Below are 15,224 nucleotides of genomic sequence, written 5' to 3' on the forward strand. Positions count from 1 at the left end.
GACGCTTGCCGCTGTTCAGCGCGCGCGGCGGCTCCCGCCCCGATGCCGCGAGGCGCGGGTCAGGTCGGCACCGGGCGCCGACTTCACCGTGACCGGTCGGACAGGTGGCGGCCTGAGGCCGGTGGCGAGCAGCGCGGCGATGAACCAGCCGAGCGGGATCGTCGACATGGGCTCGGTCAGCCCCAGCAGGACGAGCGCGAGGACGCCGAGAAGCATCGCGCGCGACGCGGCGGCCCGCCCCGGATAGGGCCTCCGTCGCGGGTCGCGCAGGCGCAGCGCCGACCAGACCGTCTGGACGTACACGAGCGCGAACACCGCACTTCCGACCAATCCGACCTCGGGCAACAGGTCGAAGAACGAGTTGTGGCCGTGCAGCAGCGTGATGTCCGCACGGTCGATGATGTCGGTGTAGAGACCGCTGCTCGAGGCAGGGTGCCACGGGTGTGGCCACACCGCTCCCCACCCGGCCCCGACCCAACGGTCGAGCCCGGTCGTGCTCTCCCAGACCGCCTGCCACAGCGGGACCCGGCCCGACAGGGTGGAGGTGTCCCGTCCGAGAAGGCGGCCGAGGATCTCGAGGGCGACCGCCCCTGCGACGACGACGGCCACGAGCGGAAGGAGCGCTCGACGACCCCGTAGTGCGGTGCGAACGGTGCCTGCAGCGCGTGGACGGTCCAGCCATGCCAACGTCGCCGCCGAGCAGAGCAGCACCAATGCGGCGATATAGCCGGTGCTCGACTGGGCGAGAAAGATCCCCACCAGGATGGAGCCGAGCCCCAAAGCCCACATCAACCGGGCCCACCAGTACCGCGGCATGAAGCTGATGGCGAAGCACAGGGCGAGGACCAGGGTGTACGAGAGGATGTTGCGGTTGGCGCCCACTCCCGCGAGGTAGCCCTGCCCGCCGGGAGGTACGTCGGCCAAGGGCAGTCCGGCTCGGAAGGCGTAGACCGAGGTCGTGAAGATCACGACCCCGCCGAGCGTGATCCCCTGGGCGACCGTGCGGGCCGAGGCGCTCCAGGCGATCACGGTCGCGATGGTGGCGATCACCAGGTAGTCCGTCGTGAAACTGACCGTCAGTCTGGGGTCGCCTGACCAGAGCGCCGAGGAGAAGGCGAAGGCGAGCATCGCCACGACCGCCCACGACGGGCGGCGCACCCTCATCCGGGGGAGTGTCAACAGCACCGCGATGACCGTCGCCACGCAGGCGAGCTGCCGAGACTCGTCGAACTCCGTGAAGACGTACGGGATGGAGAGCCAGAAGAAGTCGAGCGCGATCGCCACGGTCCAGACTGCGCCGGACCACGAGGTCACCGGCGGCACGCCGATACTGGACCACTTCGCGCGCAACGCACGTGCGGGGCTGGGGCGCTCGGCGCGCCGCCGGCCCGCGGAGGCCGACCGGCCCGCGGGCACCTCGGTGCTCTGCACGCTTGTCTCGTCCTCCGATCGGCGCCCCGCCGACGGGCGCCCTGACTCTATCGGTAGCCCCGGGAACGCTTGCGGCGCTCCGTGCGATTTTACGATCGGACCCGTCCGTTGTCGTGCCAGCGGCGACACCGGCCAGTCAAGATGCGTGCGTGAGGCCAGTTCGTACGGCGGTCGCCGCTCTCGTCCTCGTTCTCCTCGTCGGTCTGCTCGCCGAGGAAGCCGCCGTTGCCGACCCCGGTCGGCTGACGAGGCTCCACGCCACGACCGGGAACAGCCCGGGGGATCTTCAACGAGAGGGGCGCCCGGGTCGACCTGAGCTCCGTGAACGTGAACGGGCTTGGTGAGTACTACCAGGCCAACCCGGACTTCGCGACGACCGTGCCGGTCCGGCGCTCGGACTTCGCCGAGATCGCGCGGCGGGGGTTCGACTCGGTCCGGCTCATCGTGAGCTGGTCGCGGCTCGAGCCCACGCGTGGGGCGTACGACGAGGCGTACGTCGCGCGGATCAAGAAGGCTGTGCGGCAGGCGGCGTCGTACGGGCTGTAGCACCAGGACGCGTGGGGCCCCGCGGTCGACACCCGGGCCGGCGAGGTCTGCCCGCCCGGCACCGACCCGGCGAACGGCTGGGACGGGGCGCCCGCCTGGGCGACGATCACGGACGGTCAGTCCACCTGCCACGGCGGCACCCGAGATCTCGCGCCCGCCGTGAAGCGTGCCTGGGACCACTTCTACGCCGGCACCCGAGGCATCCAGACGCACCTCGTCCGGACCTGGGCGCGGCTCGCCGGCGACGTCGCGCGCAACCCCGCGGTGGCCGGCTACGACCTGCTCAACGAGCCCGGCCTCGGGTCGAACTCGGGCGCGGAGACCGCGGCGCTCGGCAGGTTCTACGGCCGCAAGGACAGGAACATCGTCTTCGCCCCCCACATCTACGCCGAGGGGATCTCTCCGAACACGATCGAGGGCGGGTTCGTGTCGGAGGCTGCCACCGCGGAGAGGCTCGGCGTGGTGGAGCTGGAAGCAGGCGTGCGGCGACCCCCATGTCATCCACCGCCCGGGCGAGCAGCCCGACCCGATCTCGCCCAGCCTGATCCGCTACAGCTGCCCGTCCGGCAAGCGTGCGTCGGCTCCCGCGCCGGCGTACGCCGAGGCGCTCTTCCGCCCGCTGGCCCGCGCCGTTCCCGGCAGGATCAAGCGGCTGGAGTCCGACGGGCGCGCCGGAACCTTCGACCTCGTGGGGAAGCGCGACCCCGGGGCCGACCCGTGCTCGCTGCGGGTCTTCGTGCCGAAGGCCTGGAGTGCCAAGAAGGTCCGGGTCCAGGGGATCGACGAGCTCCGGCGTCAGCACCGGCACGGCAACGTCATCCTCCGCGGGTGCGTCCAGGATCGGTTCCGGCTCCGCGTGGGGTGACCGGACGCAACTAGAGTCGGCCCATGACGACGACACCCTCCGCCCGGGAAGCCATCGCGGCCATTCAGGGGCACGAGGCGTGGGCGATCATCCGGCGCTCCACCCGGGCCGGCGACCGGCCGACGGTCGGCGTCGTGGGAGGCCGGCGGAGCGTCGTCGAGTCGATCCTCGACGTACCGCTCGCCGAGGGCGTGCCGGAGGCCGGACACATCGCCGACCGTTTGGTGGCGATCCCGTTCCGGCAGGTGAGGGAGCGTGGCTTCGAGGCGCACGACGACGGCACGCCGCTCGTCGTGGTCGACGTCGAGGCCGAGCTGGAGTTCTCGGTGGCCGAGGTCATCGACGCGATCGACGACACCGGCTTGGAGTTCTCCGACCGCGGCGGCTTCGAGACCGACGACGAGGAGTACGGCAAGCTCGTCGAGGCGATCATCCGCGACGAGATCGGCCAGGGCGAGGGCGCCAACCTGGTGATCGGCCGGCACTACCGCGCCAGCGTCGCCGACTGGGGAGCCGACAAGGCGCTCACCGTCTTCAAGCGCCTGCTCGAGCGCGAGCGCGGGTCGTACTGGACCTACGTCTTCTTCACCGGCGACCGCTACCTGGTCGGCGCGAGCCCGGAGCGGCACGTGTCGATCCACGGCGGGGACGTCCGGATGAACCCGATCAGCGGCACCTTCCGGATCCCGAGCGACAGCGATGCTGAGGCCGGGCCCGGCCTGAAGCGGGAGCTGCTCGACTTCCTCGCGGACGAGAAGGAGATCTACGAGCTCTTCATGGTCGTCGACGAAGAGCTGAAGATGATGTGCGACATCTGCCACGAGGGCGGCCAGGTGCTGGGCCCGTTCCTCAAGCCGATGAGCCGTCTCGTGCACACCGAGTACCTCCTCGCCGGCCGCACCACCCGCGACCCGCGCGAGGTGCTGCGGGACACGATGTACGCCGCGACCGTCACCGGGTCACCGGTCGAGAACGCGTGCCGCCTGATCAAGCAGTACGAGTCCGTCGGCCGCGGCTACTACGGTGCCGCGCTCGCGATCCTCGGCCGCGACGAGGAGGGCGGGCCGGTCGTCGACAGCCCGATCGTGATCCGCACCGCCGACGTCGGGCTCGATGGCAGGCTGACGGTCACCGCCGGCGCGACCCTGGTGCGCGACTCCGACGCGGCGTACGAGGTCGCGGAGACGCACGCGAAGGCCGGTGGGATCCTCAGCGCCTTCGGCCTGGTGCCGCCCGCTCCCACCCCGAGCGTGAACGTCGCCGAGCTGGTCAGCGACGAGGACGTGCTGCTGGCCCTCAACGCCCGCAACCAGCGCCTGTCGAGGTTCTGGCTGACCGACCAGGGCGGGGCTGCCCCGGACCCACGGCTGGCCGGCAGGTCCGCGGTGATCCTCGACGGCGAGGACGACTTCGTGAACATGCTGCGGCACGTGCTCGGCGTCTTCGGCATGAGCAGCTCCGTCGTACGCCACGAGGACTACGTGCCCGGCAGCCTCGACGGCTTCGACCTGGTGATCGTCGGACCCGGGCCGGGCGACCCGCGCGACGGCGACGACCCCAAGATGGCGCAGCTGCGGGCCGCCGTCGCCGAGCTGATGGCCGCCGAGCGGGCGTTCCTCGCGGTGTGTCTCGGCCACCAGGCGCTGTGCCACCACCTGGGCCTAGAGCTCGCCTACAAGGACATCGTCTTCCAGGGCACCCAGTCGCCGGTCAGCATCGACGGGCGCACCGAGCGGGTCGGTTTCTACAACACCTTCGTGGGCCGGGTCGGCGCCGCGGGCGTGCCCGACGGGGTCGCGGTCGAGGCGGACGGCGAGACCGGTGACATCCATCTGCTGCGCGGTCCGCACTACCGCGGAATCCAGTTCCACGCGGAGTCGATCCTCACCGAGAACGGCTTCGACCTGCTCCACACATTGGTCCGTGACCTTCTCCTCCGACCCCGCGACAACGCCGGGTGACGGACGGTAGGGTTCTGCGTACGGCGGTGCCGTTCGTGGGCCCGGTGAAGACTGCCCCCCAGCTTCATCGGGCCCTCCGCCATTTCCGAGCCGGTTTCGGGCTCTCGGGCGGCTCGACGAGGGTCAGGCGGCCGTTCTGCGGTAGGCCGCGAACGCGTGCCCGTCGATGCACAGCAGTTCGACCAGCTCGAGTGAGTCGACGATCTGGCAGATGTCGACGAACCAGTCGGGGAAGTAGCGAAGGTAGTCCTTCGGGTAGCCGTGGTAGTGGAACGCCGGCGTGTGCGTCTGGACGTACAGCATGCCGCCGGGCGCGAGGACCGCAGCGAGATTCCGCATGACCTGCACCGGGTCCTGGATGTGCTCGAGCGTCGCCTGGCAGACGACGGACTGCATGGTGCGAAGGTCGTCGGGCACGCTCGAGGAGCAGAGGTCCCACACCACGTCGCAGGTGGGGTGCGGCTGCAGGTCGACGAAGTAGTCCGTGGTCACGAACGTCGTGTCGGGGTAGCGCTTGTGGAAGACCTCCCCGACGGCGTGCGTCTCCGAGATCAGCAGGCAGTTCTCTCCCAACCCGTACTTCTCCCACCAGCCCTTGAGGATGCCGTGGTAGAAGCCGGAGACGTTCGGGACCATCAGCTGGCCATGCTCGAGCTGGTAGCGGGCCTCGGACTTCGAGAGGGGTGTCGGGGAGGTGCACACGAACGGTGATACTCCGCTGCGTTCCATGCGGTCGTAGTGGAGATGCCGCGGCAGTGCCCGGACTGAGCCTGCGACGCGTTTGGCGTGTGAGAGCATTCCGGAACCTTATCGAGGTGTTTCTGGTCATCGCGACGCGCCCGCCCCCGGGGCGTGAGCGATGTGGGCCGATGACGGAGCAGCGTGGACCCCTACAGATGGTGCCGATGCCGAATCCGCCAGTCGACGTGGTCGTGGTCGACCACCACGACTCGTACACGTGGAACCTCGTGCACCTGGTCGCCTCGGTGACGGGGGTGCTGCCCACTGTCGTGCAGCACGACGAGGTCTCCGCGTCCGACGTGCTGGCGCACACCCACGTGGTGCTCTCACCCGGCCCCGGGCATCCGGCCGACCCGGCCGACTTCGCTGTCGGCGGCGAGGTGCTGCGGCGGGCCACTCGCCCGGTGCTCGGAGTCTGTCTCGGCATGCAGGGCCTGGTGACGACGTACGGCGGCGAAGTCGGTCGGGTCGAGCCCGCGCACGGCGAGGTGGCGTCGGTCGAGCACGACGGCCGCGGCGTCTTCGCGGGGATCCCGAACCCGCTGACCGCCGTCCGCTACCACTCGCTCGCGGCGCTGGTCGTGCCGTCCGTCCTCGAGGTGACGGCGACCGTCGGCGACGTCGTGATGGGCGTGCGGCACCGGACCCTGCCCCTGGAGGGCGTGCAGTTCCACCCCGAGTCGATCCTGTCGGAGCACGGCGCCCGCCTGGTCGCGAACTTCCTGGATCTGGCATGACCTCCGACCCGGTCTCGGTCTTCCGCTCGACCGCCGCGGCGTACCCCCGCTGCTTCTGGCTCGACGGTGGCGGGGCGCGCGAGTGGTCCGGGCGGCGCTCCCTCGTGGGGTGGCTGGCGCCCGACGACGTGTCGCTGACCTACGACGCCGGCACGCGCCTGGTCACCCGCCACGCGGGCGGGCGGGCGGAGGTGGTCGGCGACGACCCGTTCGCGGTGCTGGAGGCCGAGCTCGCCGCCGGGTCCTCCTCCGACCAGTGGTTCGGCTACTTCGGCTACGCCTGCCGTCCGGACCTGCCGGCCTCGGTGGGATCCGGCCTGCCCGACGCCGTGTGGATGCGGCCGAGCCGGGTGCGGCTCTTCGACCACGGGGTTCTCGGGCAGTTCAGGAGGTTCTCGGGCTCTCCGCAAGCCGAGAACCTCAGGGATACCCGGTTAACCGGGTATCCCTGGGACGCTGACCCCTCCTACGCCGCCGCCTTCAACCAGGTCCAGGAGCAGCTGCACGCGGGCAACAGCTACGAGGTCAACCTGACCTACCGGGCGACGGCCGAGAGCGACCTGGACCCGGTGACGGCGTACCTCCGACTGCGCGAGCTCAACCCCGCGCCGTACGCCGGGTTCGTGCAGCACGACGTGCCGGGCGCGCGGGGCTGGTTGCTCAGCTCGAGCCCGGAGCGCTACGCGCTGGTCGGCGCCGACCGGACCCTCGAGACCAAGCCGATCAAGGGCACCGCGCCGCGCGGCGCGACGGCCGCCGAGGACGAGGAGCTGAGCCGCCACCTCGCGAGTGACCCCAAGACCCGCGCCGAGAACCTGATGATCGTCGACCTGCTCCGCAACGACCTCTCGATGGTCTGCGAGCCCGGCACGGTCGAGGTCCCGGCGCTGATGGAGGTCGAGTCCTACGAGTCCGTGCACCAGCTCGTCAGCACGGTCCGCGGTCGGCTCCGCCCGGAGGTGACGACTGTGCAGGCGCTGCGCGCGCTCTTCCCAGCCGGCTCGATGACCGGGGCGCCCAAGCTCCGCACCATGCAGGTCATCGAGGAGGTCGAGGACTCGCCGAGGGGCGCGTACGCCGGCGCGTTCGGCTGGATCAGCGCGGACGGCCGGGCCGACCTCGGTGTGGTCATCCGGAGTCTGATGACGGCCGGCGACGGGCGCTACCTCCTCGGCACCGGGGGTGGGATCACCGTGCGCTCGGACGTCGTGGACGAGTGGGCCGAGTCGCACTGGAAGGCCGATCGACTGCGCCGGGTGTTCGAGCGCTCGTAATGCCTGAGCAACACCGCGGGTCTACCCTCGAAGTCATGGAGAACCCGCACGTCATCGTGCTCTTCGGAGCGACGGGAGACTTGTCCCGGCGCAAGTTGCTGCCGGGCATGCTGCGCCTCTGGGAGGCGGGGCTGCTCGATGACTCCCGGATCGTCGGCACGTCGCTCGAGGACATCGACACCGAGACGTTCGTGAAGATCGCCCGCACGTCCTGCGACGAGTTCGGGCACCGCCCGGTCTCCGAGGAGCGGTGGGCGCCGTTCTCGGAGATGCTCAGGTACGTCCCGCAGTCCGCCGGCCCCGAGGCACTGGCCGCTGCCGTGCGCGAGGCCGAGCAGGAGGTGAGCGAGCCCGGCCGCGAGGTCAACTTCCTGCACTACCTGAGCGTCCCGCCCAAGGCCGCCCTCGACGTGGTCCGACAGCTCGACGAGGCGCAGCTGGTCGAGCGTTCTCGGATCATCATGGAGAAGCCGTTCGGCACCGACCTCAAGTCGGCGAGGAAGCTCAACGCCCGCCTGCACCAGGTGTTCGACGAGAGCCAGATCTTCCGGATCGACCACTTCCTCGGCAAGGAGGCGGCGCAGAACATCCTCGCCTTCCGCTTCGCCAACGGCCTCTTCGAGCCGATCTGGAACCGCAACTTCATCGACCACGTGCAGATCGACGTCCCGGAGACCCTCGGCCTCGAGGACCGCACCAAGTTCTACGAGACCACCGGCGCCTACCGCGACATGGTCGTCACCCACCTGATGCAGGTGCTCGCGTTCATGGCGATGGAGCCGCCGACCTCGCTGGCGCCGGGACCGATCAGCGACGAGAAGAACAAGGTCTTCCGCTCGATGCGGCCGCTGGAGCCGCACAACGTCGTCCGTGGTCAGTACAGCGGCTACCGCCAGCACCACGACACCGCCGACGACTCCGACACCGAGACGTTCGTGGCGCTCAAGGTCGAGATCGACAACTGGCGCTGGGCCGGCGTGCCGTTCTTCCTGCGCACCGGCAAGAAGCTCGCCGAGGGCGCGCGGATCATCTCGATCGCGTTCAAGGAGCCGCCGCTGACGATGTTCCCGGCCGGGTCCAACGCCGGCACCCAGGGTCCCGACCACCTCACCTTCGACCTGGCCGACCAGTCGAAGATGTCGCTGTCGTTCTACGGCAAGCGCCCCGGCCCCGGGATGAAGCTGGAGAAGCTGTCGATGCAGTTCGCGACCCACGACACCGCATCCTCGGGCGCGGTACTGGAGGCGTACGAGCGACTGATCCACGACGCGATCCGAGGTGACCACACGCTCTTCACGACGGCCGAGGGCATCGAGACGCTGTGGGAGAAGTCCACGCCGCTGATCGAGAACCCGTCACCGGTGCGCGCCTACTCACCGGGCAGCTGGGGCCCCAACGCGATCCACCAGCTGATCGCGCCGCACGCCTGGCGGCTGCCGTTCGAGCGGTCCTGGCGCGACCCCAACGCCACCGGCGTCTAGCCCGGGTCAGACCCGGGTCGCCCGGCGCTCGCCGTTGTCGGAGTACTCGACCCCACCCATGTCCACCGTGCGCTTCGCGTTGGCGAGCGCGGCCACCGTTACGGTGCCCAGAGCGCCGGCCCGGTCGAAGACGGCGGTCGTGCCGGAGGCGATGCCGTCGTGCTCGACCCGGTCGGTCGCCAGCAGGCCGATCTCCACGCCGACCGGCGTACGGGCGAGGGTCAGGGCGACGTCGGTGTTGATGTACTCCACGCCGCGGGTGCCCCAGTTGGTCACCATGCTGGCGCCGTCGGCGGCGGACGCGACGGCCTGGAACGGCGTCAGCGGCTCGTCCGGCACGACCGGGATCACGCTGCTCCACGACGCCTTGCGGTCGCCGTTCTGGTGCTCGGTGAAGTTCTGCGACCAGGGCGACGACGAGCGCATGAAGGGCACCCGTGGCTCGTCGGTCTCGGGCGCGACGTCGAGCGGCGGCGGCTCCGGTCGGTCGTCGGGCTGCCAGACCTCGCCCGGCGCCGCGACCGACGGCTTCAGGAAGGTCGCCGACGCGCGGGCCACCCGTACGTCGCCCTGGGTCAGCGTCACGTCCACCAGGCAGATCCGCGAGCCCTCGCGCACGACGCTCGTCTCGAACGTGCACGGCTGCATCCGCGCTGCCTTGAAGAGGTCCACCACCCACCGGGCCGGCCGAAGGTCGGTGCGCCCGGTCGCGGCCAGGCCCTGCTCGGCTGCCCGCGCCAGGGCGCCGCTCACCGCCACGCCGTGCAGCTGGTCGTCGCTCCACATGCTGCAGGCGAGGGGCGTCGGGACGAGGTCGTCCCCGGCGTGGGTGAAGAAGGAGATCTCGTCGGTCACGGGGCCATTGTCCGGATAGTCCCTGACGTTTTGGTCTCTATTCGTGTGAGATCGGACCATTCCGTCAGGGACTACCCCGATGGTGACGCGGGCGCGAGCTTCGCCAGCTCGCCGAGCAGTGCCTTTGTGCCGCCGACCACCTGCTCCTCGTCGTACGGCGCGATCTGCACCGCGTTCACGCTCTGGACCAGGCCGTCGGTCTGCACGAAGCCGGTGACCAGCACGCCGGCCTTCTTGGCGCTGACCACGAGGCGGGCAGCGTCGGCTCCTGCGACGTCCACCTTCTTCAGCTGCGCACCGGACGCGCCCATGGTGTCGAGCGCGGCGTCCAGGCCGCCGTCGAACCACAGATAGCTGACGTCGTATGCCGCGCCGCCCGTGCGCGCCGGGGTGAACGTGCACCGGGGTGCCCCGGGCGTGCCGTTGTCCTCCTTGACCGCAGCGCCGACCAGGCGGCTGACCGAGGCGGCGGTGAGGTCGTCGCACGGGCTCCAGGCGACTCCGGCGATGTCCGACGCGTCAGGTGAGGAGGCGGACGACGGGTCGGAGCCGTCGGAGGAGCAGCCGGCGAGGGCGGTCGCCGCGGTGACCGCGGCGACGAGGATCAGCGCCCGCATCAGGCGGGGGTCCAGGTCGGCACCGGCGAGGAGGCGCCCGGGAGCCAGAGGGTGAGCCGCGCGCCACCGCCGGGGGCGTCGTCGGCACTGACCGTGCCGGAGTGCCGCTCCGCGACCTGGCGGACGATCGAGAGACCGAGGCCGGAGCCGGACATGCCTCGGGACTCCTGCGAGCGGTAGAAGCGGTCGAAGACGTGCGGCCGGTCGACCGCCGCGATGCCGGGGCCCTGGTCGTCGACGGTGAGCGTCCCGTCGAGCAGGCGCACGGTCACGGTGCCGTCCTCGGGACTCCACTTCGCGGCGTTGTCGAGCAGGTTGGTGACCGCACGCTCGAGGCTGGGGCCCTCGCCGATCACGTACCAGGGGGCCATCTCGACGTCGAAGGACAGCCCGGTCGCACGCCGCCGGACCCGCGCGATCACCCGGTCGACGAGCTCGGGTACGTCGACCGGCTCGACCACGTGGGTCAGTGGCTCGTCGCGGGCCAGCTCGACCAGGTCGCCGATCAGGGTGGTGAGCTCCTCGATCTGGGCGTGCACGTCCTCGAGCAGCTCGGCCCGTGCCTGTGGGGGCAGCCCGGTCCCCTCCGCGTCGACCTGGCTGAGCAGGTCGAGGTTGGTGCGCAGCGAGGTGAGCGGCGTGCGCAGCTCGTGGCCGGCGTCTGCGACCAGCTGGCGCTGGCGGTCGCGGGATGCCGCCAGTGCGGTGAGCATCTGGTTGAACGCCGTGGCCAGGCGAGCGATCTCGTCGTCACCCTCGACCGGCAGCGGGGTGAGGTCCTCGGTGCGGGCGATCACCTCGACCGATGAGGTGAGCTCGCGGACGGGGCGCAGACCGTTGCGAGCCACACCCCAGCCCGCAAGGCCTGCCCCGATCACTCCCGCGAGACCGAAGAGGAGCATCACGCTGCCGAGCTTGGCGAGCAGGGCCTCCTGGGAGTCGAGGGATTGGGCGATGATCATCGTGCGATTGTCGTCGCGGCCCAGCGCGATCACGCGGAAGCGGGTGCCGTCGTCGGCGGTGAGGGTGCGGATGGATTCGTCGTCCGTGCCGCGGATCACCTTGGCTTCGGGTTCACCCAGGGTCAGGGACGAGAGCCCGAGGTCGGAGGCGCTTCCGAGCACGGCGCCCGGCGTGACGCAGAGGGCGGCCGAGCTCGAGGCACCGAGGTAGCCCTTGGGGATCGTCAGCCCCGGCTGGCAGAGGTCGGTGGAGGCGCTCTCGGCACGACGGAACAGGTCGTCGTCCATGGTGCTCTGGAGCTGCATCCGCACGGTGAGGTAGGCACCGAGCGCCATCAGCGCGACGGTCGCGACGGCGGCCAGGGTGGTGAGGATCGTGACCCGGGAGGCGAGCGACCGGCGGTAGTGCCAGCGCCCGTCCGCGCTCGGGGGCGGAAGGATCGTCACGATTCCTTCAGCACGTAGCCCACACCGCGCACAGTGTGGATCAGCCGGGACTCGCCCTCCGCCTCGGTCTTGCGGCGGAGGTAGCCGACGTACACCTCGAGCGAGTTGGCAGTGGTCGGGAAGTCGTAGCCCCACACCTCCTCGAGGATGAACGAGCGCTCCAGCACCCGGCGCGGTCGGCGCAGGAACATCTCGAGCAGCGTGAACTCCGTGCGGGTCAGCTCGATCTGCCGCTCACCGCGCTTCACCTCGCGGGTCGCGAGGTCCATGGTGAGGTCGGAGAACCCGATGGTCTCGTCCTGGTCGTCCTCACGGGGTACGGCGCGGCGCAGCAGGGCGCGCAGCCGAGCGAGCAGCTCCTGCAGGGCGAACGGCTTGGTCAGGTAGTCGTCGGCACCCGCGTCGAGACCCTCCACGCGATCGCCGACGGCGTCGCGAGCGGTGAGGACCAGGATCGGCAGGTCGTTGCCGGCCTTGCGCAGCGCCCTGGTCGCCTCGAGGCCGTCGAGCCGCGGCATCATCACGTCCATCACCACGACGTCGGGGTCGGTGGCGGCGATGCCGGCGAGGGCCTCGGCGCCGTCGGACGCGAGCGACACGTCGTACCCGTTGAACTCCAGGGACCGGCGCAGCGACTCACGGACCGCCTTGTCGTCGTCGACGACGAGGACACGAGGGCGGGGGAGAGGCATGGTGCTCACGGCCCCACTCTGCCAGCCGTGCCTGAGTCGGTACTGAGAACAGCTCAGAGGTACGTCGCCGCGGCCTGCGCCGCCCGGGCGGCGTAGCCCCCGCCGAAGTGGCAGGCGTGCACGAGCAGCGGGAAGATCTGGTGCAGGGCCGCGCGGTCCTGCCAGCCGTCGGCGAGCGGCCGGGAGTCGGCGCAGGCCTCGACGTAGGCGTCGAGCACCCGGGGCAGGTGGGGCAGCCCGAAGAGCGCGAGCATCGCGAGGTCGACCTCCCGGTGCCCGCCGTACGCCGCCGGGTCGATCAGCCAGACCCGGCCGTCGAGACCCCAGAGCACGTTGCCGTTCCACAGGTCGCCGTGGAGCCGGGCGGGTGGCTCGGTGGGCACCAGGTCCGAGAGCCTGGCGACCACGGCCTCGATGGTCGCGGCGTCGCCCTCGTCCACGGCCCCCCGGTCCCGGGCCAGCTTGAGGTAGGGCAGCACGCGGCGTACGGCGTAGAACTCCGCCCACGTGTCGGTCGGCCGGTTGGGCAGCGGGAGCTTGCCGATGTAGCCGTCGCGTCCGAGCCCGAACTGGTCGGCGCCCGCCGCGTGGGTGGCCGCGAGCTCGCGGCCGAACGCAGTCGCGGCGTCGACCGACTGCTTGCCGGGCTCCACCCACCGGATGATCAGGCACTCGTGATCGGCCCCGAGCACCGCCGGCACCTGGGCGCCGCCGTCGGTGGCCGGCTCGCCCAGCCAGCGCAGCCCGTCGGCCTCGTCGGTGAAGAAGTCCTCCGGTGCGTGCGGCAGCGTCTTCATCAGCGCGGTGGTGCCGTCGCTGAGCCGCAGCCGGGTGGCCGTCGCGATGTCGCCGCCGGCCACGGGGGCGGTCGCGATCACGGACGTCCCGAGGAGCTCCTCGGCACGCCTGGCGACCAGCGGCTGCCGGGTCACGGTGTGTGCGCGTCCCGGTCGGACCACGGGCGTTCACGGCGCAGGGCGTCGACGATCGCGGACGCCGTCCGTTCGACCATCGTCAGCACCTCCTCGAAGCCGTCGTCCCCACCGTAGTACGGGTCAGGTACGTCGCTCGCGGGTTCGAGAGGGTCGAGGTCGCGGAACTTGCGGATCCGGTCGGTGCGGCCACCGAGGTCGGCCAGGTTGGCCTCGTCCATCGCGAGGACGAGGTCGACGTCCTCGGCCGGGTCGTGCTGACGGGCCCGATGGCGTGAGGGGTCGTACCCCGCGGCGGCCAGGGTCGCCGCCGCTCGGCGGTCCATCGGGTGGCCGACGTGCCAGTCGCCGGTGCCGGAGCTGGACACCTCGACCCGGTCGAGACCGGCGTCGGCCAGCCGGTCCTCGAGGACGACGTGCGCCGTCGGCGAGCGACAGATGTTGCCGAGGCAGACCAGCTCGATCCGGTAGCTGCCGGGCCGGCGCGCCGGCGGCAGGGCCGACGGCGGCATCGCTCAGACCACGGCGTGGTCGTCGGCGGCGTCGCCGAAGATCAGGCCCACGACCCAGGTGACGATGGTGATGACGATGGCGCCGCCGACCGCGTTCCAGAACCCGTTGACGTAGAAGTCGACGTCGAAGAGGTTGACCAGCCACTCCGTGAACAGCAGCATCAGCGCGTTGATCAGGAGCAGGAACAGCCCCAGCGTGATGATGATGAACGGGATGGAGAGGAACTTCAGGACCGGGGCCACGAACGAGTTCACGATGCCCAGGATCAGTGCCACGAAGAGCAGCGGCCAGATCTTGTCCTGCCAGTCCGGTCCCTCGCGGAACCCGATGCCGTCGAAGAGCCAGGCGGCCACGGCGAGCGCGATGGCGTTGGTGGCGAGCCAGCCGATGAACCTGAGGAAACCCACGACGGCAGGCTAGCGGGTCAGCGGTCCCCGACGGGTCCCGCTCGCAGGCCCAGCGCGTCGAGGATGGACGACTCGGCGTTGGCGAGGTGCTTCTCGAGGAACGTCGACGCGCCCTCGATGTCACCCCGTTCGAGCAGCATCACCAGCGCGGTGTGGCTGTCGGCCTGGTCGTGGGCGTTGCGGCGGATCCGGTCGACCTGGGCGAGCGCGAGCTTGAGCTCGACCATCAGGCTCTCGGCCATCGCGAGCAGTCGGGGCGAGTCGGCGAGCCCGACGAGCGACACGTGGAAGGCGAGGTGGCGCTCGTTGAGCTCCTGGTAGGTCGCACCCGCACGCATCGCGCTCGTGTAGCGGACCAGCGAGGTGCGTACGGCGTCACGCAGCGACTCGTCGGCGGTCGGCCACCGGCGTACGCCGTCGCCCTCCAGCACCAGGCGGGCGCGGCAGATGTCGCGCACCGAGTCCGGGTCCGGGGTGGACACGGAGACGCCACGGTTGGGCTCGCGGGTGGCGAGGCCCTCCGCGACCAGCACGCCGAGCGCCTCGCGGACCGTCGGCCGGGAGACGCCGAGCGACGCCGCGAGAGCGACCTCGCGCAGCGGGGTGCCGGACTCGAGCTCCCCGTCGAAGACGGCCCGGCGGAGCTCGTCGGCGACCCGGTCCACGGTCGAGGAGAGCTCGAGGTGCAGGGAGCCGAACGGGGAGTCGGCAGCCTCCGCCTTCTCCTGGGCTCCGGAATGGGACATGCCGACCATTGTGCTCT

At 70.9% G+C, this 15,224-nt stretch carries 16 protein-coding genes; 6 read left to right on the forward strand and 10 right to left on the reverse strand.

Features of this window, described 5'->3' with window-relative positions; all coding sequences use genetic code 11:
* Positions 1 to 15: 15 nt before the first annotated feature.
* Positions 16 to 1,431 (reverse strand): O-antigen ligase family protein, encoded by a 1,416-nt coding sequence (locus ABEA33_RS19125; protein ID WP_345528526.1) that lies wholly within the window; start codon positions 1,429 to 1,431, stop codon positions 16 to 18.
* A gap of 321 nt (positions 1,432 to 1,752) precedes the next feature.
* On the opposite strand from ABEA33_RS19125, the gene ABEA33_RS19130 reads away from it, so the two are divergent.
* From ABEA33_RS19130 to ABEA33_RS19140, 3 genes are all read left to right on the forward strand, one after another.
* A complete protein-coding gene (locus ABEA33_RS19130) occupies positions 1,753 to 1,977 on the forward strand; it encodes a hypothetical protein (RefSeq protein WP_345528527.1) in 225 nt (74 codons plus the stop codon).
* A gap of 688 nt (positions 1,978 to 2,665) precedes the next feature.
* Entirely contained in the window at positions 2,666 to 2,842 is a 177-nt protein-coding gene (locus tag ABEA33_RS19135) for a hypothetical protein (protein WP_345528528.1), read from the forward strand.
* A gap of 23 nt (positions 2,843 to 2,865) precedes the next feature.
* Positions 2,866 to 4,803 carry an anthranilate synthase family protein gene (locus tag ABEA33_RS19140; protein WP_345528529.1) on the forward strand — a complete coding sequence of 646 codons (1,938 nt, stop codon included), beginning with the start codon at positions 2,866 to 2,868 and terminating at the stop codon, positions 4,801 to 4,803.
* Positions 4,804 to 4,926: 123 nt separating this feature from the next.
* On the opposite strand, the gene ABEA33_RS19145 is transcribed toward ABEA33_RS19140, so the two are convergent.
* A complete protein-coding gene (locus ABEA33_RS19145; RefSeq protein ID WP_345528530.1) occupies positions 4,927 to 5,505 on the reverse strand; it encodes a class I SAM-dependent methyltransferase in 579 nt (192 codons plus the stop codon).
* Between the two features lie 203 nt (positions 5,506 to 5,708).
* On the opposite strand from ABEA33_RS19145, the gene ABEA33_RS19150 reads away from it, so the two are divergent.
* The 3 genes from ABEA33_RS19150 to zwf are packed head-to-tail and all read left to right on the forward strand — an operon-like array spanning position 5,709 to position 9,036.
* Positions 5,709 to 6,281 (forward strand): anthranilate synthase component II, encoded by a 573-nt coding sequence (locus ABEA33_RS19150; protein ID WP_345528531.1) that lies wholly within the window; start codon positions 5,709 to 5,711, stop codon positions 6,279 to 6,281.
* Complete coding sequence (locus ABEA33_RS19155; protein ID WP_345528532.1) at positions 6,278 to 7,555, forward strand: anthranilate synthase component I family protein; 1,278 nt, start codon at positions 6,278 to 6,280, stop codon at positions 7,553 to 7,555. Before ABEA33_RS19150 ends, ABEA33_RS19155 begins: the two co-directional genes overlap by 4 nt.
* 35 nt (positions 7,556 to 7,590) lie before the next feature.
* Entirely contained in the window at positions 7,591 to 9,036 is a 1,446-nt protein-coding gene (gene zwf, locus ABEA33_RS19160) for a glucose-6-phosphate dehydrogenase (protein WP_345528533.1), read from the forward strand.
* A gap of 6 nt (positions 9,037 to 9,042) precedes the next feature.
* On the opposite strand, the gene ABEA33_RS19165 is transcribed toward zwf, so the two are convergent.
* The 8 genes from ABEA33_RS19165 to ABEA33_RS19200 all read right to left on the reverse strand — a co-directional run bounded on the left by ABEA33_RS19165 (position 9,043) and on the right by ABEA33_RS19200 (position 15,207).
* Positions 9,043 to 9,891, reverse strand: a complete 849-nt coding sequence (locus ABEA33_RS19165; RefSeq protein WP_345528534.1) for an acyl-CoA thioesterase domain-containing protein — start codon at positions 9,889 to 9,891, stop codon at positions 9,043 to 9,045.
* A gap of 71 nt (positions 9,892 to 9,962) precedes the next feature.
* The gene (locus ABEA33_RS19170) at positions 9,963 to 10,508 is read right to left on the reverse strand and encodes a DUF3558 family protein (RefSeq protein WP_345528535.1); all 546 of its coding nucleotides are present in this window, start codon (positions 10,506 to 10,508) and stop codon (positions 9,963 to 9,965) included.
* Positions 10,508 to 11,917, reverse strand: a complete 1,410-nt coding sequence (locus ABEA33_RS19175; protein ID WP_345528536.1) for a sensor histidine kinase — start codon at positions 11,915 to 11,917, stop codon at positions 10,508 to 10,510. Before ABEA33_RS19175 ends, ABEA33_RS19170 begins: the two co-directional genes overlap by 1 nt.
* The gene (locus ABEA33_RS19180; protein ID WP_345528643.1) at positions 11,914 to 12,609 is read right to left on the reverse strand and encodes a response regulator transcription factor; all 696 of its coding nucleotides are present in this window, start codon (positions 12,607 to 12,609) and stop codon (positions 11,914 to 11,916) included. Before ABEA33_RS19180 ends, ABEA33_RS19175 begins: the two co-directional genes overlap by 4 nt.
* Positions 12,610 to 12,662: 53 nt before the next feature.
* Positions 12,663 to 13,541, reverse strand: a complete 879-nt coding sequence (locus ABEA33_RS19185; protein WP_345528537.1) for a fructosamine kinase family protein — start codon at positions 13,539 to 13,541, stop codon at positions 12,663 to 12,665.
* Positions 13,538 to 14,053, reverse strand: coding sequence for a low molecular weight protein-tyrosine-phosphatase (locus ABEA33_RS19190; RefSeq protein ID WP_345528538.1), 516 nt, complete (start codon positions 14,051 to 14,053; stop codon positions 13,538 to 13,540). Before ABEA33_RS19190 ends, ABEA33_RS19185 begins: the two co-directional genes overlap by 4 nt.
* Before the next feature lie 3 nt (positions 14,054 to 14,056).
* Complete coding sequence (locus tag ABEA33_RS19195) at positions 14,057 to 14,461, reverse strand: phage holin family protein (RefSeq protein ID WP_345528539.1); 405 nt, start codon at positions 14,459 to 14,461, stop codon at positions 14,057 to 14,059.
* A gap of 17 nt (positions 14,462 to 14,478) precedes the next feature.
* Positions 14,479 to 15,207, reverse strand: coding sequence for a GntR family transcriptional regulator (locus ABEA33_RS19200; protein ID WP_345528540.1), 729 nt, complete (start codon positions 15,205 to 15,207; stop codon positions 14,479 to 14,481).
* Positions 15,208 to 15,224 lie beyond the last annotated feature (17 nt).

It is taken from the genome of Nocardioides endophyticus (assembly GCF_039543845.1).
Lineage (GTDB): Bacteria > Actinomycetota > Actinomycetes > Propionibacteriales > Nocardioidaceae > Nocardioides > Nocardioides endophyticus.